Source organism: Variovorax sp. VRV01 (assembly GCF_014852545.1).
Lineage (GTDB): Bacteria > Pseudomonadota > Gammaproteobacteria > Burkholderiales > Burkholderiaceae_C > Variovorax > Variovorax beijingensis_A.
In genome coordinates this window covers 142928-164699 of the sequence record NZ_JACVBS010000017.1, presented here as the reverse complement: position 1 = coordinate 164699, position 21772 = coordinate 142928, and the positions used below count along the sequence as shown (strand labels likewise).

Here is a 21772-nt window from a genome sequence, read left to right as displayed (position 1 = left end):
TGGTCTTGCCCATCGCCTCGCGTGCTGCCTTGGCCATGTTGCTGAGCTGCGCGCGGTCGTTGCCCTCGTTGGTGACCTCGTGCGCCACGATCAGGTGGTGCCTGGCGTCGACCGCCGCCTGGACGTTGTAGCCCACCAGGCCCGAGCCGGTGGCTTGCGAGTTCATCGAACGCGCATCGGGATCGGTGAGCGAGCGTTGCCCATCTGGCTCCTTCTTCAGCTGTTCCTTTGTGCGACCGAGCTGCTTCATCTGCTCGCGCAGCTTCTTGATCTTCTCCGTCAACCGCTCGGTCTTGGCCTCGACCTCCGCAGGCTGCGTGCGGTCGGCCGTCTCCAGGGCGTCGAGGTAGCGCTGGATGCTCTGCTCGATCTGGCGCTGACGCGCATCGATCTTGCCGGGTGTGAAGTTGCGGTCGCGGCTGTTGACCGCCTTGAACTTGCTGCCGTCGATGGCCACGATGGCTTGCGTGAACAGTTTGAGCTCTCGACACATGGCGATGAAGCGCTTGCAGACATTGCGGATGCCAGCGCCGTTGTTGTGACGGAAGTCGGCGATGGTCTTGAAGTCCGGGGCAAGGCGGCCGGTGAGCCGCATCAGCTCAACGTTGCGCTGCGCCTCGCGCTCCAGGCGGCGGCTCGATTGGATGCGGTTCAGATAGCCGTAGATGTAGAGCTTCAGCAGGACCGAGGGGTGGTACGAGGGTCGACCGGTGGCTGCCGGATCGACGCCTTCAAAACCCAGTGCATGAAGATCCAGTTCTTCGACGAAGGCATCGACAACTCGCACCGGGTTGTCTTCGCCGATATAGTCGTCAAGGCACTCTGGCAGCAGAGTGACCTGCTGTCGATCCTCGCCTTCGATGAATCGCTTCATGTGGTTGCCCTTCAGTAGCGTTGCCACAATCTAGGCGAGCACCGTCAGTTATTCAACCCGTTTTCACACGGCCTCGGCCGATTGCTGTCCGAGCCGGTCTTGGCCGACTGTGTAGCCGACGGCGCTCAAGCGTCGTCGGTCTTGGCTTGAAACTCGATGCCGCCGATGTACTTGAACATGAAGTTGTAGATTGCACATCCCACCGCGACCATGACGTAGCCCATAACTAAGTACATCAGCGGTGCAAGCAGAAGAAAAAAGACTGGTGGTCTAGCTTGTGTGGGAGCCGTGGCGAAGAGCAGGAGTGAGAACGGCAGCATGATGATCAGCGAACTCACAGCCATCAGGACGCCGAAGACCTTGGCATTCTGGTGAGGGGAAAATCGTTCAATTTGTTGTTTCATCGGTCGGCTCTCCTTGGGCCGAAAAATATGTAATGACAAAGGCCGCGTGAACCTCTGCCCCACGCGCAGCAATATGGATGTCTTGCGCCCGGCTCACTTTAACCATGAGGTCGCACGTCGCCAAGCTTGTTGACAGTGAAACAGAGAATTTGTGATGAACGGCCGACTCCTGGCCGATTGCAATCCTCTTGTTGGGCACCGCATCACCACAACGACCTGTGACGCTGGTGCCGAGTCCGCAAATTAGCCGCTCAATTCCAAGATTGGTGACGCAAACCCCGAGAACTTCCACTCCAGGTGAAACGCCGCTGCCAACGCCAAGGATCGACTCGCGCGCAAGTAGGTAATCTCGAAGGGCTTCGGGTTTGGCCTGGCAGTCAAGCTCGACAGCCCCTGCAGCCGCTCAGCCTCTTCCGGCGGGCTCGAGCACGAACGCGAACTCCAGCGTGTGGAACGGCCCCTCCTGCTGGCTGCCGTCGGGCGCGCGGCCCGCGGGATGGGGCACGAAGTCGCCGATCAGCGAACTGCGCACGCCGAACACCGCGTCGCTGTCGAGGTAGGGATCGCCCTCGCGGAAGACGTGCGTGATCAGCGTCTCGTAGCCCGGCGCCTGGATCATGAAGTGCACGTGTGCGGGGCGCCATGGATGGCGCCGGGTCGCGCGCAGCATCGCGCCCACGGGGCCGTCGGTCGGGATCGGATAAGCCACCGGCGCCACGCCGCGAAACCACAGCCGGCCCTCGGCGTTGGTGCGCAGCACCGCCCGCCCCTGCGGCTGCGCGAGGGGCCGCTGCACGTCGTAGAAGCCTTCGGCGTCGGCCTCCCAGACATCGACCACCGCGTCGGCGAGCGGCTCGCCGACGCGCCCGCGCACGCTGGCCTGCACGAACAGCGGCTCCCCCACCGCGCCGCCCGAGATGTCGCTGCCCAGCGGCAGCTGCGGCGCGCCCGCCACGTGGAAGGGGCCGAACACGGTGGCCTCGGTGGCCTGCGGGCTCTTCGCGTGGTTCATCGCCACGGTCAGCATCGACAGGCCCAGCGTGTCCGACAGCAGGATGAACTCCTGGCGCTGCGCATCGCACTTCTGGCCCGTCGCGGTCAGGAACTCGATGCCGGCGCTCCATTCGGCTTCGGTCAGCTTCACCTCGCGCGCAAAGTCGTGCAGATGGCGCACGAGCGCCGACATCACTTCCTTCAGGCGCGCGTCCTCGCAGCCGGCCATGCGTTCGAGCACGGCGGCGGTGATGGTGTGTTCATCGATGTTTCGCATGGAAGCCTCGCTCCAGGTCGGAAGAAGAAGAAAGCGCGGGCGGCAAGAGCCGCCGTTGTGTCGGGAACAGGGACCAGGCCCAGCGCTGCTGCGCCCAGCCCCACAGTCCCTGCTTGAAGAAGAGCGTGACACCAATGGCCAGCAGCCCGAGCCCGAGCAGGTACCAGGTGCCGTAGTCGCTGAGGAACTTGTTCAACGCCCAGAAGACGAGCGCGCCCACCAGCGGCCCCTCGATGCGGCCGATGCCGCCGATCACCACCATGAAGATGGCGAACGCCGTCCAGTTGACGCTGAAGGCTGCGTCGGGGCTGATGCGCAGGTTGCCGACAAAGTAGAGCGCGCCCGCGAGCCCTGCACCGAAGGCCGCCACCACATACACCGCGAGCTTCATGCGCGCCACCGGAATGCCCTGCGACTCCGCGGCCACCTCGTTGTCGCGGATGGCCAGCAGCGCGAGCCCGCGCTTGCTGCGCAGGAACAGGTAGACCAGCGCAACGGCCGCGACCACGCAGGCCAGTGCCATCCAGTAGGTGGTTCTTTCGCGCGTGGCGCGCTCGATGCCGCGCAGCGCCGTGAGCGTGGTGCCCGAGCCGCCGCCCAGCGCCGACACGTTGGCGAAGCTGAGGCGGAACACCTCGGCGATCACCCAGGTGCCGATGGCGAAGTAGCCGCCCGACAGCCGGAACGCGACAAAAGATACGGGCACGGCGATGAGCCCCGCCGCCAGCGCGCCCAGCGGCACCGCCACGAAGGGGTTGATGTCCGCGAAGTTGCCGAGCATCAGCATCACGTAGCCGCCGAAGCCGAAGAAGGCCTGCTGCCCGATGCTCACCATGCCGCCGTAGCCGGCGAGCAGGTTCCACATCATCGCGAAGATGAAGTAGCAGGCGATCTCGACGAACTCGCGCATCCAGCTCGGCTCGCCCCAGAAGGGCAGGCTGGCGGCGATCAGCACGACCGCGATGCCGGCGGCAAGCGCGACGCGGCTCGCGGCGGTGGCACGCTCGACGGCGATGAGGGGTGGGGGCATGTTCGTCATCCGCTTCATCCACGTGTCTTCGGAAAGAGGCCCTGTGGCCGCAGCACCAGAACGACCAGGAACACGATGTGGCCGAACCAGATGCCCCAGCCCGGATCGAGCCGGAAACCGACCTGCTGCGTGATGCCCAGGATCATCGCGCCGGCCAGCGTGCCCCAGAACGAGCCCATGCCGCCGATGATCACGGCCTCGAAGGCGAACAGCAGCAGCATCGGACCGTCCGACGGCGACACCGTGGTGCGCATGCCCTGCAGCGCACCGGCGATGGCGATCAGCACGAAGGCGATGGCGGTCGCGAAGGCATAGACCTTCTTCGCGTCCAGGCCCATGAGTTCGGCGATCTCGCGGTCGTCGGACACCGCGCGGAACGAGCGGCCCAGCGCCGTGCGCGCGAAGAGCCATTGCAGCGCGGCCGTTGCAACCAGCGCGACGGCGAGCACGACGAGCGGCAGCACACCGAGCGAAAGCGTGTCGCCCAGCGCCACGCCCTGCGTGCTGAGCCCGCCGGTCTCGATGGCGCGCGGGTCGGCCGAGAACAGTTCGAGCAGCAGGTTCTGGATGACGATCGACAAGCCGAAGGTGACGACGAGCGAAGGCAGCGGGTCCTTGCCGAGCGTGCCGTTGAGCACGCAGCGCTGCAGCGCGTAGCCGAACGCGAAGGCCACCGGCAGCACCGCGAGCGCGACCATGGCAACAAGCCCCGGCGTGGCATCGCCCGCCGCCGACACGCCCGCGATGACGGCGAAGGCGCCGAGGATGATGAAGTCGCCCTGGGCCGTGTTGGTGAGCCGCATGACGCCGAACATCAGCGACTGGCCGAGCGCGAACAGTGTGTAGAGGCCGCCGAGCAGCACGCCCTGGATGACCGTTTCAAGCATGGGCGGCCTCGATGCCGAAGTAGGCCTGCGAGATCTGTTCGCGCGTGAGCTCGCCCGACTTTCCTTCGAGCGACACGCGGCCTTCCTGGAAGCAGTAGATGCGCTGCGAGACCTGCCGCGCCATCGTCACGTCCTGCTCGACGATGACGACGGTCATGCCCTCGCCCGTGATGGTGGGCATGGCCGCATAGATCTCGCGGATGACGATCGGCGCGAGGCCGAGCGAGAGTTCGTCGCACAGCAGCACTTCGGGATTGCTCATGAGCGCGCGGCCAAGCGCGACCATCTGCTGCTGGCCACCGGACAGCGAAGTGCCGGGCGCGTGGCGCTTCTCGGCGAGGATGGGGAACAGGGCGTACAGGCGCTGCAGGCTCCACGGGCCCTTGCGGGCCGCGGTGGTGCCCATGAGCAGGTTCTCCTCGACGCTCAGGCTCGGAAAGAGGCGGCGGCCCTCGGGCACCATGGCCAGGCCGCGCCGCACGATCTCGCCGGGAGGAAGCCCGCCGATGGGTTCGCTCTTGAAGCGGACGGTTTCTCGCGGGACGCGGACGAGGCCGGCGAGACTCTTGAGGAAAGTGGATTTGCCCGCGCCGTTGGCGCCGATGATGGCGACGAGCTCGCCGGCGGCCAGGGAGAAGTCGATGCCGAACAGGGCCTGGGCGTCGCCGTAGAAGGCCTGGAGGCCGTGGGTTTCGAGCAGAGCGTTCATGCTTCCATCCCCATGTACACCCGACGCACCTCGGAATCGTTCATCACCTCCAGCGGCGCCCCTTCCGCCAGCTTCTGCCCGAAGTTGATGACGAACAGCCGGTCGGCCAGCGACAGCAGCGCATGCACCACGTGCTCGATCCAGATCATGGTCACGCCGCGCGCCTTGATGCGCTGGAGTTCCGCCACCAGCACCGCGGCCTCGGGCTCCGTGAGCCCGCCCGCGATCTCGTCGAGCAGCAGCAGGCGCGGCTTCGTCGCGAGCGCGCGCGCGAGTTCCAGCCGCTTGCGGTCGAGCAGCGTGAGCCCGCCCGCCGGCTTGTTCGCATGCGGCATCAGCCCCGTCTGCGCGAGCACCTCGTGCGCCGTCCGCCACGCCTCGCGCTCGGTCTGCTGCCCGCCGAAGCAGGCCGCGGTCACCAGGTTCTCGAACACGCTCATGTTCCCGAAGGGCTGCGGCACCTGGTAGCTGCGCCCGATGCCGGCATGGCAGCGCTGGTGCGGCCGCAGCCGCGTCACGTCGCGCCCCGCGTACTCCACGCGCCCCGCATCGACGCGCGCGTCGCCCGAGATCAGGTTGAACAGCGTGGTCTTTCCCGCCCCGTTGGGCCCGAGGATCCCGAGCGTCTCGCCCTCGGCGACTTCGAGCGAGATGTCGTCGGTGACCCGCAGCGCGCCGTACGACTTGCTCACCGCATGCAATGCCAGGAGTGCCATGGCGTTCTTCAGAGCAGCCGCAGCGCGCCGCCGGCCGGAATGCCCTTGGCCGCTTCGTTGTTCACGATGTCGAGCTCGTACTTGTATTTCTTGCCCTTGCCCCACTGGCCGAGCACCAGCGGCGTCTTGCTGACGTTCTTGAACGGGCCCTGCCCGCCCCACTTCACCGGGCCGACCACGGAGTCGATGGAGGTCGATGCGACCGCATCGCGCACGTCGGCCGCCTTCAACGACTTCGACCGCGACAGGGCATGGGCCGCCACTTCGAACAGCGCATGCGCGAAGCCGATGGGCTGCGTCCACTGCTTCTTCGCACCGGCCTCGTAGGCCTCGGCCAGCGCCTTCGCGCTTTGCTGCGTGAGGCTCGACGTGAACGGATGCGAGGGACTCCACCACACCTCGGTCGACAGCCCGTCGCCCAGATCGCCCAGCGCCTCGATCGCGCCCGGGAACAACAGTGCCTTGCCCAGCGTGATGAGCTTCGGCTTGAAGCCCTGCTGCCGCGCCTGCGTGAGGAAGGTCTTGGCATCGGGCGGGATCACCACGCCGGTGACGATCTCGACGTTGTCGCGCTTGAAGGCCGCGATCTGCGCGCTGAAGTCCTGCGTGCCGTTCTGGAAGCGGCCCGGGTCGGTGAGCGTGAAGCCCATCTGCGATAGGGGTTTGGGAAAGCCCAGTTCCTTGTCGCCCCAGGCATTGCCGTCGCCGTCGTTGGGGAACAGGCCGCCGACCTTCCTGTTGGTGGCCACGGACTTCCAGCCGTTGGTGAAGTTGGCGATGACGTCTTCCAGCCCCCAGAACAGGTGGTAGGTCCAGTTGAAGCCCTTGGCCGGGTCGCCCTTGCGGCCGAAGAACCAGGGCTGCCACGGCACCACGCTGGAGATGCACGGCACCTCGTTGAGCTCGCAGGCGTCACTCACCGGGTTGGCGGTCTCGGGCGTGCCGGCGGTGAGTACCAGGGCGACCTTGTCCTTGAGGATCAGGTCATTCGCGACCTCGCCCGCGCGGTTGGGGTTCGACTGGCTGTCCTTGAGCACGATCTGCACGGCGTACTTCTTGCCGTTGACGGCGATGCCGTCCTTGAAGGCGGCCTTCATCTGCTCGATCACCCACTTGTCGGCCTCGCCGAAGGGCGCGAGCGGCCCGGTCTGGGGCGACACGTAGCCGATCTTGAGCGTGTCGGCGGCGAACACCCGCGGCGCGGCGCCCGTGGCGGCGAGCGCGGCGGCGGCCTGCGTGAACTGTCTGCGGTTGAATGTCATGGCTGTCTCCTTCGTTGTCCGTGCGTGTTTCTCCGTGCGCGTGCTGCGCCTATGCCGGTGGCTCGCCGTCGAAGGCGCGCTGCAGCAGTGCGCGGATCTCGCCGCGCTCCGCCGGGCCGAAGGGCCGCGGATTCCAGTACGGGTTGGCGACGGCGATGTCGGCCGCGCGGTCGAGGTCTGCGACGCGCATGCCGATGTCCTTGAGCGCCACCGGCGCGCCGTTGCCCTGCGCCAGCGCATAGACCGCCGCCGGCGCCGGCATGCCCCCGAGCGCGCGCGAAATGCGCGCCATGGCGCGCGGCGCGGCCTGCGCGTTGAATGCGAGCGCGTGCGGCAGCACCACCGTGTGCACTTCGGCATGCGGCAGGTTGAAGCTGCCGCCGAGCGTGTGGCACAGCTTGTGGTGCAGTGCCATGCCCACCGCGCCGAGCACGCTGCCGCAGAGCCAGGCGCCGTAGAGCGCGTCCGAGCGCGCCGCGAGATCGCCGGGCTGCGCGCGGATGGCCGGCAGCGCGCGTGCGAGCGCGGCGATGCCCTCCTCGGCCATCAGGTCCATCACCGGATTGCTGTCCTGCGCATAGAGGCCTTCGGCCGCATGGGCGATGGCGTTGATGCCGCTGGTCACGCTCAGGCCCACGGGCAGCGTGCGCGACAGCTCGGGGTCGTAGATCACCGTGCGCGGCAGCACGCGCGGGTCCTTGCCGGTCTTCTTCAGGCCGTTCTCGGTGAGGCCGTAGATCGGCGTCATCTCGCTGCCTGCGTACGTGGTGGGAATGGCGACGATCGGCAGCCCCCCTTCCAGCGCGATGGCTTTGCCCAGCCCCGTGGTGGAGCCGCCGCCGAGCGCCACGGCGCAGTCGGCGCCGAGCCGGCGCGCCAGCTCGCGCGCCTCGCGCGCGGTCTCGACGGGCACGTGCATCACGGCGCGGTCGAACAGGCCGGCCGCCTGCGCGCCGAGCGAAGCCGCCACGCGCTCGGCCTGCGGGCGCTGCTCGGGCGTGCAGAGCACCAGCGCCCTCTTCGCGCCCAGCGCGTCGATTTCGCGCGCCAGGTGGCGCAGCGAGCCGGCGCCGAACACCACGCGCTGCGGATGGGTGGTGTGGATGAAGTCGTGCATGGCGCGTTCCTTCGGTCTGCCTATTCCAGGCTCAGGCGGCGGTCGCGCACCAGGCGGGTCCACTTGTCCTGCTCGGTGCGCAGCACGGCGGCAAACTGCTCGGGCGTGTTGGCGATGCCCGTCAGGCCCTGTTCGCGCAGCCGCTGCTGGAAGGCCGGCTCGGTCACCGCCTTGCGCACCTCGGCCTGCAGCCGGTCGACCACGGCGCGCGGCGTGCCGGCCGGGGCCAGCAGGCCGACCCAGGAATTCACCTCGAAGCCGGGATAGCCGCTCTCGGCCACGGTCGGCACCTCGGCATAGGCGGCCACGCGCTGCGCGCCGGTCTGGGCCAGGGCGCGCAACCGGCCCGCGTTGACGTGCGGCTGGGCCAGCACGGCCGAGAGGAACCTCATCTCGACCTGTCCGCCCAGCAGGTCCTGCTGGGCCGGGCCGCCGCCGCGGTAGGGGATGTGCGTGACGAAGGTGCCGCTCACGGCCTTGAAGTATTCGGCCGTGAGATGGTTGCTCGACCCCGGGCCGACGCTCGCGTAGTTGAGGCCGCCCGGCTGCGCCTTGAGCAGGCCGACGAAGCGCTGGAAGTCCTTGGCCTGCACCTTCGGGTTGACCACCAGCACCAGCGGATTGCTCGCGACCTGGGTCACGGGCTGCAGGTCTTTTGCGATGTCGAAGCTCAGCTTCGGATAGACCAGCGGATAGGTGGCGTAGCTGTCGAACACCATCAGCAGCGTGTGGCCGTCGGGCGCCGCGCGCGCCACCTCGGCCGCCGCCAGGGTGCCGCCGGCGCCGCTGCGGTTGTCCACGATCACGGTCTGGCCGAGCGCGGCCTGCAGGCGCGGCTGCAGCTGGCGCGCGACCGTGTCGACGATGCCGCCCGGCGGGAAGCCGACGACCAGCCGCACGGGCTTGGCGGGCCAGGCCGGCACCTGGGCCTGGGCCGCGGCGCCGAGCAGCAACAGCATGCAGGCGGCCAGCGCCCGGGAAAGGATCGGAAAAGACATCGTGTGTGCCCGGTGGATTGAAAGAAAAGGAAACTCAGCGCGCGAAGTGCGGCGGAATCTGCGCGTCGACGTTGACCCACACGCTCTTGACCTGCGTGTACTCGCGCATCGCGTCGAAGCCCATCTCGCGGCCGTAGCCGCTCTGGCCCACGCCGCCGAAGGGCGAGCCGGGGTTCACGCGCTTGTAGCTGTTGATCCAGACCATGCCGGCGTGCAGGTCGCGCGCCACCTTGTGGGCGCGCTGCAGGTCGCGCGTCCACAGGCCGCTGCCCAGGCCGTAGTCGGTGCCGTTGGCGATCTGCATCGCCTCCTCGTCGCTCTTGAAGGTGAGCACGGTGACGAAGGGGCCGAACACCTCTTCCTGCGCGACGCGGTCCTGGTAGGACTTCGCACGCACCACGGTCGGCGCCACGTAGCAGCCCTGCGCAAGATCGCCACCGGGCGAGATGCCGCCCGCGAGCACCTCGCCGCCCTGGCCCTGCGCGACCTCGACATAGGCCAGCACGCGGTCGCGGTGCTGGGCGCTGGTGAGCGGGCCCATCTCGGTGGCCTCGTCGAGCGGGTTGCCCAGGCGGATCGACTGCGCGAGCGGAATGAACTGCTCGAGGAAGGCGTCGGCGATCTTCTCGTGCAGCATCAGCCGCGAGCCCGCGATGCAGGCCTGTCCCTGGTTGTGGAAGATGGCCCAGGCGCTGCCGTTCACGGCGGCCTGCAGGTTCGCATCCTCGAACACGATGTTGGGGCCCTTGCCGCCGAGTTCGAGCTGGACCTTCTTGAGATTGCCCGCGCTGGCCTGCACGATGCGCCGGCCGGTGGCGGTGCTGCCGGTGAAAGCGATCTTGGCGATCTCCGGATGCTCGGCGATGGACTGGCCTGCCACGCTGCCCAGGCCCGGCAGCATGTTGACCACGCCGGGCGGAACGCCCGCCTCGGCCATCAGCTCGGCGATGCGCAGCGAACTGAGCGGCGTGATCTCGGCCGGCTTCATCACGATGCAGTTGCCGGCCGCGAGCGCGGGCGCCATCTTCCAGCTCGTGAACATCAGCGGAAAGTTCCACGGCACCACCTGCCCGACGATGCCGACGGGCTCGCGCAGCGTGTAGTTGAGAAAGCCCTCTTCCACCGGTATGGTCTCGCCCTGGAACTTGTCGGCCATGCCGCCGAAGTAGCGGAAGCACGCAGCGGTGCGCGGCACGTCGAGCCGGCGCGAGTCGCGGATCGGATGGCCGGTGTCGAGCGACTCGAGCCGCGCCAGTTCTTCGGCGTTGGCCTCGATCAGGTCGGCGAGCTTCAGCAGGATGCGCCCGCGGTCGGCGGCGGCCATGCGGCTCCACTTCGGGAACGCGCGCTTGGCGGCCGCCACGGCCTTGTCGACATCGGCCCTGCCGGCCAGCGCGACCTGGGCGATGGGCGTGTTGTCGTGCGGATTGAGCGTGGCGAGGGTCTCGCCGGATTCGGCGTCGACGAAGCGGCCGTCGATGAAGAGCTGGTGGCGGATGGAAGAAATAGGCATGGGCGTTCCTCTCCCTCCCCCGCTGGGGGAGGGTTGGGGTGGGGGCTTCATCAAGGAGGGCGCGGGCTCGGAGGGCCCCCACCCCTGCCCTCCCCCAGCGGGGGAGGGAGCAAGTCAGTTCAGAACTGCACCGGGATCTCGGGGCTCTCGCCCTTCTGGATCTCGTACACCAGGCTCGGCGAGCCGTTCTCCCACACCAGCAGCATCGAGCGCTTGGGGCTGAAGCCCTGGTGGCGGCAGTAGGCGGGCATGGCGGCCATGTCGCCGGCCTTCATGATCACGCGGGCCATGGGACGGCCGGTGTTCTTGTCGCCGCAGTCCCAGTGGATCTCGTCGGTCATCTGGAAGAACCACTCGACGCGGTCGTTGCCGTGGATGATCGGCAGGATGTGCTCCTCGGTCGTCGGGCACATGAAGCTGTGCTTGACCACCGAGGTGAAGCTCGGGTTCCACGTGACCTGCGAACGGCTCAGGAAGCCGAACAGGTTGAAGGCGTGCACCTCGTTCTCGAAGCCGGGCTCGGGGTGCAGTTCGGGCTGGCCCTGCGGCACGTCCGCGAAGGCGCGGTTGACCGGCGCGCCGCGCTCGTCGCTGCGCAGGTCGAGGTCGCCCTTCAGGCCGACGCAGCGCTTGGCCAGCTCGCGCGCCCGGGTGATCTTGGCGGTGTTGTTGCCGCTCTTGCGGCCGTAGGGCGAGCCGGTTTCCTGCGGCGCGGCGAAGGGGTCGAAGCTCTCGTTGGTCCAGTCGTCGAGCATGGCCTCGAAGGTGGCGCGGATCTGCGCCGTGGGGAAGTTCTCCAGCAGGTCGATGCCCGCGTCCTTCATCGTGCCGTTGAAGCTGCCGGCATACAGGTCGACCGAGTCGTAGTGGTTGATGGTGCCGAACACGTCGTCGAAGTTGACCCAGCCGTAGAAGAAGCCCCAGGCCACGTCGCGCATCAGCGCGCGCAGGTAGCTGCCGGCGTCCATGGTGTGGCTCATGGGACGGCCGTCGCGGGTCTTCCAGGTGATGTGGGCGAAGTACTCGTCGCGGCGGAAGCCGAAGCTGCCGAGCGAGAAGTCCTTGTAGCCGAGCGTGGCGTCGGGCTGCGAGGCGAGGACCTTGGCGAGTTCTGCGGGTGCGTTCATGGTGTGGCTCCTGGATGCGTTCATTGCGTCTGGCAGATGTCGGCCCACTTCTCCACGGAGAGGTCGCCCTTGCAGGTCTGCAGCACGATCACGCCCGGGTCGCCGGCGACGCGAAACTGGTAGGCCGCGTTCTTCGGCAGCAGGCCCTGGTGGCCGCGCGAGAGCTTCATCCAGCCCATCTTCCTGCCCTTGGGCTCGCCCTCCACGAGCACGGCGCCGTTCTTGTCCTTGTCGGCGACGGCCTGGGCGGCATCGAGCTGCACGAGGTGCACTTCCACCTCGCCATCCATCACCAGCGCGAACTCGTCGTGCGCGCTGGTGTACCAGGGCGAGGTGCCTTCGGCGCGCAGCGTTTCCAGCACGTAGATCTGGTTCTGGCCGAACACGACCTTCTCGTACGGGCGGCTGATGCTGGCGATCTCGAAGCAGTTGGAGAACGCGTAGTGGCGCACGTCGTCGTCGATCGGCTCGACGTGCCCCTTCTCGAAGTGCTTGAGCGACCCGAAGCGGGTCTGGTAGGCAACGGTCATGGATGTCTCCTGAGGTGCTGGGCGATGCAGCGTGGCGCTGCGATGTACGCACTGTAGGAAACGCGCCGCACGGGCGGTAGGCCCGAAACGCGGTCCGCATTGTTCGGCAATTCCGTCCAATGCGCAGGGTTTACCCGCGAACGGCCCGCGTCCGCCTCAAGCGTCCCAGATCAGGCCCGGCGGCAGCAGGCCCCGTTCGATCATGGCCGCATCCCATGGCGGCATCTTCGAGAAGGCCTGGGTCAGGTGCTCGATGAAGAGCCGCAGCTTGAACGCATTGCGCGAGGTCCCCGCATAGACCGCGCTCAGCGAGAACGACGACAGCTGGTGCGACGGCAGCACCACTTCCAGCTCGCCGCGCAGGATCGCCTCGCCGGCCACCAGCGTCGGCAGGCAGACGATGCCGGCATGTTCCATCGCGTATTCGCGCAGCAGGTGGACGCTGTTGGTGAGCAGTGCGGCGCTCATGTACATCGTCACCTGCTCGCCGCCATGGTGGAAGGTCCAGCGGTCGCGCGTCGGGTAGCCCGAGTACAGGCCGAGCGTGTGCTTGTGCAGCTCGCGCGGGCTCGCGGGCCGGCCGTGCGCGCGCAGGTATTCGGGCGTGGCGCAGAACACCCGCCGCACCGGAAACAGCGAGCGCGACACCAGCTCGGTCGACGCCGCCGGAAAGATCTGCAGCGCGCAGTCCACGCCCGCCTTCACCGGATCGACCACCGCATCGCTCACGATGAGTTCGAGATGGATGTCGGGAAAGCTCGACTGGAAGGCCCGCAGCAGCGTGGCGAAATGCCCGAGCACGAAGCCGGTGAGCGCATGCACGCGCAAGGTGCCGGTGGGCCCGTCCCTGGCGTCGCGCATCTGGTCCATGATGTCGTTGGCCCGGCCGACCAGCTCGACGCAGTCGCGCAGGAAGGCCTGTCCCACGTCGCTGAGGCGCACCACGCGCGTGCTGCGGTGGAACAGCGGCGCGCCGACATGGTCTTCGAGCTGCTTCACGCGGCTGGTCACCACGGACTTGGAGACCCGCAGCTGGCGTGCGGCCTCCGCGAAGCTCTGGGTCTGCGCGACCCGTACGAAGGTCTCAATGTTTTCGAGGCGGTCCATGGCGCATGCAATGTAGCGCTTCTGCAGCGCCCGCGGACCCCATGCCGCTTCAGTAGCCCAGGATGGAATCCCAGATGCCCAGCTGCGCGAGCTTCGGCACCGCGCCGATGCTGAAGCCCGCCGCATCGCCGGCTGCGCCCAGCGATACGGCGCTGGTGGCGAGGTCGGCCAGGCCCGGCCAGGCCGCGCCGGCACCGAGCTGCGCGTTGCCGCCGCGCGCGAACGACACCACCGCGTTCATGAGGATGTCCGCGAGCTGCGCTTCGGCCGGTCCGGCCCCGACCTTGTCGCGGTAGTAGTCGAGCCCGTAACTGCCGAACAGCATCGGAAGCTCCGCGCAGTGCGGCACGCCGCGGCCCGGTGCCACGATCTCGTGGGCATAGGTGGCGTAGCGGACGTTGCCGCCGGCCTGGGCGACCCGGGCGGCGTACCTGACGCCGAAGTTGCGCAGCACCCGGTCGCCGTAGATCTCGATCCAGAGGTCGCCCGGCGTGGACGGGCGGTTGTCGCTCGCCGCGGCTGACGCGTAGGCGTCGATCACGGCATCGGCATTCGCCTGGGAGCCGCCCGCCTGGGGCGTGACGAGCGCGAGCAGCTCCGAGCGGCTTGCCGGCAGCGGCGGCGTCAGCATGGCCTGGGTGGCCGGGTCGTACGCATCGAGGAAGAACGAGCCCTCGGTCAGCGTGTTGGTCAGCATCAGCGGCATGTCGGCCGGCCATGCCGTGCGCGTCCAGTCGCCAAGGCAGGTCCTCCCGTCGATGACGGGTGCGGCGCGCAAACCCCGGCCCGAGGTGATGCCGGCGGGCAGCGGCAGCGCATTGAGCGCCAGCTCGGCGTTGTGCAGGGTCTGCGCCGGGATGTTGCGCAGGCCGGCGGGGGTGGTGTCCAGGCGCGCCGCCAGCGCTTGGGCATAGGTGGCCGCGTCGGCCAGCGTGAAGGCGGTGGGCGGCGGGACGCCTGCCGGGCTCATCAGGAGGGCCTTGTGGAAGCACGCCCGGGCCACGGGGTTCTGCGCCAGGATGGCACCGCTCGTGCCGCCGGCCGACTGTCCGATCAGCGTGACGTTGCCAGGATCGCCGCCGAAGGCTTGCGCATTCTCCCGGACCCATTGCAGCACGGCGATCTGGTCCTGCAGCTGCCAGTTGGCCTGCATGCCGGTGTCGGGATCGGCGAGATCGGGGTGCGAGAGGGTGCCGAGGACGCCCAGCCTGAAGTTGGCCGTGACCACCACCACGCCCTTGCGGGCCAATGCCTCGCCATGCATCAGCGGCATGCTCGTCGCGCCGGTGCGCCATGCGCCGCCGTGCAGCCACACCACCACGGGCAGCCGGCCGTCCTGGCTGGGTGCCCAGACGTTCAGGCTCAGGCAGTCCTCGTCCTGGCGGTCCGGCCGCGGATAGATCCATGTGACATAGGGAGGCAGCGTCTGGAGGGCCGCGGCCCCGAAGGCCGAGGCCTCGAAAGTGCCGGCCGCCGCCCGGTAGGCCTGCGGCGATCGGAAGCGCAGTGCGCCGACGGGAGGCTGCGCATACGGCACCCCGAGGAAGGACACGATGCTGCCGTCGGCGCTGCGCTGCCCCCGGAGCTTTCCGGAGCTCGTGTCCGCCACGGGCCGCGTGTCGGGCGCCGGGGCCGGTGCGGGTGCCGGTGCAGGGGGCGGCACCGCGACCGCGGGGAAGCCGCCGCTGCCGCCACCACCACCGCCGCATCCTGCCAGCGGCAGCGCCGCCAGCGCGCCGGCTGCCAGGACGAAGCGGCGCCGGTCGGCCGCCAGGGGTTCGCGTGAAGCGCTCGGGTTCATGGCCGCATCCTCTGATCGCCGGGCCTGAAGAGGCCCGAAACGCAGGCGAGTCTATGAACGATGGCCCGCGGACGACAGCGCCATCCGTGCAACGCAGCTTTCTATGAATGCGAGGCTTGCGGCGGCGCCGGCGGGCCTGCGATGCCGGCCGCGGCCTTGCAGAGTTCGTCCAGGAACATGCGCCCCGCGATGGTCAGGTCGCGCCGCGAGGGGTACAGCGCATAGAGCGACATCAACGGCGGCGCCCATCCCGGTGCAACGGCGACCAGGCGGTGCGCCTCGAGGTCCGCGACACACATCATCGCCGGCAGTTGCGCCACGCCGAGGCCGGCGATGGCGGCCTCCTTGATCTGCATCAGGCTGTCGCTGGTGAACTGCACGCGCACATCGATCTCCAGTTCGCCGTCGCGCGCATGACGCAGCAGCCAGGCGGCGGGCCGCGGCTTGAAGGTCCAGCCGATCGCGGGGCACCCGCGCAGGCCGGCGGCCGTCGCGGCATCGGGCAAGGCGTCGCGGACCCGGGGCGATGCGGCCAGCATGTAGGGGACGTCCATCAGCTTGCGCATCACCCAGCTCGAATCCCGCAGCGACTGGTCGCTGGGGCGGATCCACAGGTCCACGGGCTCGCTGAACACCGACGCCCGGCCATCGGTCGCGTCGAGCGTGATCGCCACGGCGGGATGGCGCGCACTGAAACCGATGGCGAGAGGGCCGACGAGAAATGCGCTCAGTGCCATGGGGCAGGAGATGCGCAGCGGCCCCGATGGCTCGCCGAGGCTGTCATGCGCCGCAGACACCGCGCGCTGGGTCGCGGCCCGGATGCTTGCGCCATGCTCGTACATGCGCTGGCCGATGTCCGTCACCTTGAAGCTGCGCGAGCTGCGCGCGATCAGGCGGACGTTCAGCCGCTTCTCGAGCGCAGCGATGCGGCGGCTCAGGCGCGACACGGGGATACCCACCCGCTGGCTCGCCGCACTGAAACCGCCCGCCTCGATCACCGCGACGAGCAGCATCAAGTCTTCCGCGACACCACCTTCTTCGTCCATCGCTTTCTCCTGGAACAGCCCGCATTCTCCGCGTGCACCGTTCCGCTCGAATGCGGCCCCCCTGGGGCCCGGCGTTCGTGGGATCGAAGCAGGGCCTAACGAGGAACCAGGTCCAGGCATTGGCGGCGGCGCCACACGGCGCTGCGCACGGCCTGGCTGTCGTCGAACACGACCTTGTACTGGCACACGAGGTAGTTGGCCGACTGGGGCATCTGGAACTTGAAGTGGTAGTCCCACTCGGTGCCGAGCGCACCGCGCTGCTCCTTCAGGGCCTGGCCGAGCACGGCGAGCACCTGGGCCTGGCTGATGCCGGGCTTGATCTCGCGAAAACGCTCGGGCCGCGACACCACGCCGTCGCGCAGAAAGGGTTCCTTGAAGTCCGGGCGGCGCGCCTCGACGTCACGATAGCTCAGCTTGTCGGGGTTGCTCACGGGGTCCACGGGGTTGTCGCGGGCTGCCACCGTGGTGGCGACGCCGAGCAGCGCGGCGACAAGCACGAAGGTGGCAGCGGCGGGTGATGCATGCAGGGTCTGGTTCATGGCTAGCGTCCTCTTTGGTCAGATGGGTTTCTTGGGGAATGAGCGCGCGGTTCAACGCTCGCGCATGGCTTCGCGCGCCTTGTTCAGCGGCTTGGTCAAGTAGTCCCACACGGTCTTGCGGCCGGTGCGGATGTCGGCGGTGGTCACCATGCCGGGCACGATGGGCATGCGGCGGCCGGCCTTGTCGGTGAGTGCGTCGGACTCGGTGCGCACGAGCACGGGGTAGTACACGATCTCGGGCTTGACCTCGTCGCGCTGGGTGTCGGGTGCGATGGTCACCACGCGGCCCTTGAGGCCGCCGTACACGGCGTAGTCGTACGCGGTGATCTTGATCTGCGCCTCCTGCCCAGGCCGCATGAAGGCGATGTCGCGCGGCGAGATGCGCGCCTCGACCAGCAGCTGGTCGTCCAGGGGCACGAGGGTCAGGAGCGAGCCGTTGGGCGGCACGACGCCGCCGATGGTGGTGACCTGCAAGCTCTTGACGATGCCGCGCACGGGCGAGTTCAGCGTGAGCCGCTCGAGCGAGTCGGTGCGCCCGCGCACCACCGACGACAAGGACTTCACCTCGGCATCGGCCTTGGCGAGTTCTTCGCGGCTGCGCACCATGTAGTTGGAGCGCGCATCGGCTATCTTCAACTCCAGGTCGGCGGCCTGGCGCTGCAGGCGGATGAGTTCGACGTTGCTGGCAGCGCCGCTCACCTGCAGCGAGCGTGTGATGTCGAGCTCCTTGCGCACGAGCGCAAGCGCCTGGCCCAGGCCGGACACCGTGTCGCGCAGGCTGCCCTGCCGCGAACGGAAGAGCGCGCTTTCGGAATCGACGAGTTGCGCGTGCGCCTGCAGTTCGGCGGGGAACTGCAGGGTGCTTCGCCCCTCCACCTCGGCGCGCAGCCGCACGCTGCTGGCCAGTGCGGCGCGGTAGCGCGCGGCGGTTTCCTCGACGTTCGATTCGCCGCGCGTGGGGTCGAGCTGCGCGAGCACCTGGCCCTTCTCGACGATCTGGCCTTCGTGCACGCGCAGCTCGGCGAGGATGCCGCCTTCGAGCGACTGGATGCGCTGCTCGCGCGAGCTGGGAATCACCTTGCCCATGCCGCTGGACACTTCGTCGATCTCGAAGCACCAGGCCCACACGAAGAACGCGAGCAGAAAGAGCGCGATGAACCACACCACGCGGGCGGAACCGCTGGCACGTGCCTCGTCGAAGTCGTCGGCGCCGCCCGGTCCCCACACGGTGGCGGTGGATGCGGCCGGTGCCTGCACTTGTGTCCCGGTCCGTGTCACGGCGTTCATGCCTGCCCCTCCTTGCCACGGCCTGCGGAAGCCGCCGTCTCGCGCGATGCCGCCGCGCCCTGGCGCAGCCGCGCCATCACCTGTTCGCGTGGCCCGTCGAGCACGACGGCGCCGCCGTCCACCACGAGGATGCGGTCCACCGCTTCGAGCACGGCCGGGCGGTGCGTGGCCAGCACCAGCGTACGGCCTGCAGGCAGCGCGCGCAGTTGTTCGATCACTTCTCGCTCGGCCACTTCGTCGAGCGAGGCGGTGGGCTCGTCGAGCAGCAGCACGCCGGGGCGGCGCAGCATGAGCCGCGCGAGCAGCAGGCTCTGGCGCTGTCCGCCCGAGAGGCCGCGCCCGCCTTCCAGCAGCGGGTGGTCCAGCCCCGAGGGCAGGCCGCGCACGAAGGCCCAGGCGCCGGTCGCTTGCAGGGCCGCGATCAGTTCGGTGTCGGTGGCGTGGGGCGTGCCCATCTGCAGGTTCTCGCGCAGGGTGCCATGGAACAGGCGCGCGTCCTGCGCGAGCAGACCGATGTCGCGGCGCACGTCGGCGGGGTCGATGTGGGCCATCGACACGCCGTCGAGCAGCACGCTGCCCGCCCGCGGCTCGAGGAGGCCCGACAGCGCCTGCAGAAGCGTCGACTTGCCCGCGCCGTTGCGCCCGAGCACGGCAATGCGCTCGCCGGCGCCGATGTGCAGCGCCTTCACCTGCAGCGCGGTGGTCCGGCCGTCGTGGCTGAAGACGGCGTCGCGCAGCGTGTAGTCGCCCTGCACGGCGGACCGGTGCACGCGCGTCTCGTGGGGCGGATGGTCGACCGGGAGCTTCATGAGCTGGTCCAGCGACTCGCCGGCCACCTTGGCCTGCTGCCAGCGGTTGAGCACCTGCGTCACGCCGGCCAGCGGCGCGAGCATGCGGGTCGACAGGATCGATGCGGCCACCAGCACGCCGGTGCTCATGTGGCCGTCCATCACCAGCGGCGCACCGAAGAACACGACGAAGGCGAAGGCGCCGCCCTGCACGGTCTGCGTCCAGTTGCTCAGGGTGTTGAGCAGCGCGCGCAGTTGCAGGCCGGAGTCGGCGTTGACGGCGTTGTAGTGGTTCCACTGGTTCTGGAAGCGCGGCTCGGCCTGCAGCACCTTGATGTCGTCGATGCCCTGCACGGTCTCGACCAGCATGGCGTTGCGCAGCGACGATTCGCGCATGCCCGCCTGGGCCAGCGCCCGCAGGCGCGGCTGCGCCACCAGGCTGGGCACGAGCAGCAGCACGCATGCGGCCAGCGGCACCAGCACCAGCCATCCGGCAATGAACCAGAAGAGCACGCAGAACACGAAGAAGAACGGCAGGTCGGCCACGGCCGCCACGGTGGTCGACGTGAGCATCTCGCGCACGGGCTCCAGCTCGCGCAACTGCGAGATGAAAGTGCCGGTGGCGCGCGGGCGCGCCGAGCCGCGCACGCGCAGCGCGTGGCCGAACACGCGGTCCGAAATGCGCAGGTCGGCGCGCTTGCCCACCACGTCGGTGATGCGCATGCGCGCGCCGCGCATGACCCAGCTGAACGCGATCGACAGCAGCACGCCGCCGAACAGCACATGCAGCGTGGGCAGCGACTGCGCAGGCACGACGCGGTCGTACACCTGCATCGAGAACAGCGTGCCGGCCAGCGCCATCAGGTTGTAGGCCAGCGACGCGACGAGGATGTGGGCATAGGGCCGCCAGTCGGCCAGCACGATCTGGCGCAGCCAATGCGGCTCCACCGGCCGGATGTAGGCGTCCACGCGCGAGTCGGGCGCCGATTGCGCAGGCCGCAGCACGGCCATGGCTTCGAGCGCGGGTTGCAGCTCGTCGGCCGTGCGCACGGTTTCCGCGCCCTGGTCGCCGCCGAGCATCAGGCGCAGGCCCTGCGCCGAGATGGCGGTGACCACGGCCACCTGCCCGTCGCGCAGTTGCAGCACCACGGGCAGGCGCCAGGGGCTCAGGGTGTCCAGGCGCGGCGCGACCTGGCGCACGGTGAGCCCGGCCTGCCGGGCCATCTGGCGCACGCGCTCGCCGATGTCTTCGTGGTCGCTCCATGCGGCAGCGCCGCGGATGCGCTCGCGCGAGGTGTCGAGGTGGTAGTGGGCGGCCACGGCCAGCACGGCGTCGACCCAGCTGCCGAGCAGCACGGGGCCGCGCGCGGCGGACAGCTCGGGCACGGTGGTGGCGGTCATGGCTGGCCTCCTGCGACCAGCTCGCCCGCATCGACCAGCCCAAAGGCCTCGCGCAGCCGGCCCGACTGGTACAGGCACTCGACCGCCAGCCGCTGCACTTCGTGCGCGCTTTCGGCCTGCTCGAAGCGCGCGCCGTGGAACTCCTGCTCGGCATTGAGCAGGTCGAGCAACGAGCGCGTGCCCAGTTGCAGGTACTGCTCCCGGTACAGGTCGCGCGTGCGCTGCGTGCTGTGAACGCGCGCGGCGAGCACGGGCAGGCGCTGCGCGTGGCCTTGCGATTGCACGCGCGCGTCTTCGAGGCGCTGCCGCACGCTGAGTTGCGCATAGCCCAGCGCGGCCTCGGCCGCCTCGACGGCGTGCGCGGCGGCGCGCTGGCGGGCCTGGCTGCGCCCGCCTTCGTACAGCGGTGCGGTGAAGCTCACGGTGAGCGTGCTTTCGGTGCCGGACTGGCCGGCGAGCCGCGCGCCCGATTCGAGCCCCCGGTTCACGCCGGCGTTCAGCGACAGCGTGGGCAGCAGCTGGGCATCGGCACCGCGCAGCGCGGCCTGCGCCATGTCGCGCTCGGCCTGCGCCACCTGCACGGCCGGCGCGGGCAGGGCCGCCTGCGGCTGCACGGCGCAGGCGCTCGCGAGCGGCGGCGACGCTTCGCCGGCAATATTGGCCGGCATGCGGCCCTGGGTCAGATGCATGAGGTTGAGGCGCCAGCGCTCGGCCTGCGACGCGGTGTTGAGTTGCTGGGCGCGCGCGGCTTCCAGGCGCGACTGCGCCTGCGCCACGTCGGACTGGCTGGTGGCGCCCTTGGCCTGGCGTTCGCCCACCAGGCCGGCCAGCGACTGCACGCCCTTCACCTGGGCCTGCGCGATTTCGCCGAGCGCCTGCTGGCGATGCACTTCGATCCATGCCTGCGCGGTGTCGCGCACCACATCGTCGACCGCCATGAGCAGCTTGGCGCGCGCGGCCGTGGCCGAGGCTTCGGCCTCGTTCACGGCGCTCGAGACCTTGCCGAAGTCGTACAGCATCTGGGTCACCGACAGCGAGGCCTCGTGCGCCTGGCGGCGCCCGTCGGTCTGCAGCTGGCGGTTGCCCGTGCGCGCGCTGAGGCCGGCGCTGACCTGCGGGTAGTAGCCCGAGCGCGCCGCCGCAATGCCCTCGCCCGCCTGCAGCGCTTGCCCGACGGCGTTGCGCACGGTCGGGTGCGATGTGGCGGCCAGGCGCACGGCCTCGGTCATGCCCAGCGGGGTGGCGGCGCTCGCTTGCGCAAACGCCCCCGTTCCGGCGAGCAGGAAGAAAAGGCCCGCGGCGGCGGACGGAAGAAGACGGGAAGCAGACATGCGTAAGAACGTGCGGACAGCGTGTGAACCACAAG

Annotated in this window: 20 protein-coding genes; all 20 read right to left on the bottom strand. The window is 69.1% G+C overall.

The window, feature by feature from the left end; translation table 11 throughout:
* Positions 1-874, bottom strand: an 874-nt coding sequence (locus tag IB278_RS26075; RefSeq protein ID WP_192326558.1) for an IS1182 family transposase, incomplete at its 3' end; no start/stop codon positions are given.
* Positions 875-999: 125 nt separating this feature from the next.
* Positions 1000-1278, bottom strand: a complete 279-nt coding sequence (locus tag IB278_RS26070; protein ID WP_192326556.1) for a hypothetical protein — start codon at positions 1276-1278, stop codon at positions 1000-1002.
* A gap of 403 nt (positions 1279-1681) precedes the next feature.
* Complete coding sequence (locus IB278_RS26065) at positions 1682-2548, bottom strand: intradiol ring-cleavage dioxygenase (RefSeq protein WP_192326554.1); 867 nt, start codon at positions 2546-2548, stop codon at positions 1682-1684.
* A complete protein-coding gene (locus tag IB278_RS26060; RefSeq protein ID WP_225613181.1) occupies positions 2532-3578 on the bottom strand; it encodes a branched-chain amino acid ABC transporter permease in 1047 nt (348 codons plus the stop codon). Before IB278_RS26060 ends, IB278_RS26065 begins: the two co-directional genes overlap by 17 nt.
* A gap of 14 nt (positions 3579-3592) precedes the next feature.
* Positions 3593-4465 (bottom strand): branched-chain amino acid ABC transporter permease, encoded by an 873-nt coding sequence (locus IB278_RS26055; RefSeq protein ID WP_145746893.1) that lies wholly within the window; start codon positions 4463-4465, stop codon positions 3593-3595.
* Positions 4458-5174 (bottom strand): ABC transporter ATP-binding protein, encoded by a 717-nt coding sequence (locus tag IB278_RS26050; RefSeq protein ID WP_145746894.1) that lies wholly within the window; start codon positions 5172-5174, stop codon positions 4458-4460. The genes IB278_RS26055 and IB278_RS26050 overlap by 8 nt, the downstream gene beginning before the upstream one ends.
* Entirely contained in the window at positions 5171-5890 is a 720-nt protein-coding gene (locus IB278_RS26045) for an ABC transporter ATP-binding protein (RefSeq protein ID WP_145746895.1), read from the bottom strand. The genes IB278_RS26050 and IB278_RS26045 overlap by 4 nt, the downstream gene beginning before the upstream one ends.
* A gap of 8 nt (positions 5891-5898) precedes the next feature.
* Positions 5899-7152 (bottom strand): ABC transporter substrate-binding protein, encoded by a 1254-nt coding sequence (locus tag IB278_RS26040; RefSeq protein WP_192326550.1) that lies wholly within the window; start codon positions 7150-7152, stop codon positions 5899-5901.
* Positions 7153-7201: 49 nt separating this feature from the next.
* Positions 7202-8269 carry a maleylacetate reductase gene (locus IB278_RS26035; RefSeq protein ID WP_192326548.1) on the bottom strand — a complete coding sequence of 356 codons (1068 nt, stop codon included), beginning with the start codon at positions 8267-8269 and terminating at the stop codon, positions 7202-7204.
* A gap of 20 nt (positions 8270-8289) precedes the next feature.
* Positions 8290-9267, bottom strand: a complete 978-nt coding sequence (locus IB278_RS26030) for a tripartite tricarboxylate transporter substrate binding protein (RefSeq protein WP_225613180.1) — start codon at positions 9265-9267, stop codon at positions 8290-8292.
* A gap of 34 nt (positions 9268-9301) precedes the next feature.
* Positions 9302-10765, bottom strand: coding sequence for an aldehyde dehydrogenase family protein (locus tag IB278_RS26025; RefSeq protein WP_192326598.1), 1464 nt, complete (start codon positions 10763-10765; stop codon positions 9302-9304).
* 134 nt (positions 10766-10899) lie between these two features.
* Positions 10900-11907 carry a hydroxyquinol 1,2-dioxygenase gene (locus tag IB278_RS26020; RefSeq protein WP_145746898.1) on the bottom strand — a complete coding sequence of 336 codons (1008 nt, stop codon included), beginning with the start codon at positions 11905-11907 and terminating at the stop codon, positions 10900-10902.
* 20 nt (positions 11908-11927) lie between these two features.
* Positions 11928-12437 (bottom strand): hydroxyquinol 1,2-dioxygenase, encoded by a 510-nt coding sequence (locus IB278_RS26015; protein ID WP_145746899.1) that lies wholly within the window; start codon positions 12435-12437, stop codon positions 11928-11930.
* A gap of 156 nt (positions 12438-12593) precedes the next feature.
* Complete coding sequence (locus IB278_RS26010) at positions 12594-13544, bottom strand: LysR family transcriptional regulator (protein ID WP_192326546.1); 951 nt, start codon at positions 13542-13544, stop codon at positions 12594-12596.
* A gap of 49 nt (positions 13545-13593) precedes the next feature.
* On the bottom strand, positions 13594-15345 hold the full coding sequence (locus IB278_RS26005) for a carboxylesterase family protein (protein WP_225613178.1): 1752 nt from the start codon (positions 15343-15345) through the stop codon (positions 13594-13596).
* Between the two features lie 101 nt (positions 15346-15446).
* A complete protein-coding gene (locus IB278_RS26000) occupies positions 15447-16391 on the bottom strand; it encodes a LysR substrate-binding domain-containing protein (protein ID WP_192326544.1) in 945 nt (314 codons plus the stop codon).
* Between the two features lie 95 nt (positions 16392-16486).
* Positions 16487-16930, bottom strand: coding sequence for an outer membrane protein assembly factor BamE (bamE, locus tag IB278_RS25995; RefSeq protein ID WP_192326542.1), 444 nt, complete (start codon positions 16928-16930; stop codon positions 16487-16489).
* A 51-nt stretch (positions 16931-16981) separates the two neighbouring features.
* A complete protein-coding gene (locus IB278_RS25990) occupies positions 16982-18217 on the bottom strand; it encodes an HlyD family efflux transporter periplasmic adaptor subunit (RefSeq protein ID WP_192326540.1) in 1236 nt (411 codons plus the stop codon).
* Entirely contained in the window at positions 18214-20406 is a 2193-nt protein-coding gene (locus IB278_RS25985) for a type I secretion system permease/ATPase (protein ID WP_145746903.1), read from the bottom strand. The genes IB278_RS25990 and IB278_RS25985 overlap by 4 nt, the downstream gene beginning before the upstream one ends.
* The gene (locus IB278_RS25980; RefSeq protein WP_192326538.1) at positions 20403-21737 is read right to left on the bottom strand and encodes a TolC family outer membrane protein; all 1335 of its coding nucleotides are present in this window, start codon (positions 21735-21737) and stop codon (positions 20403-20405) included. The genes IB278_RS25985 and IB278_RS25980 overlap by 4 nt, the downstream gene beginning before the upstream one ends.
* Positions 21738-21772: the final 35 nt, after the last annotated feature.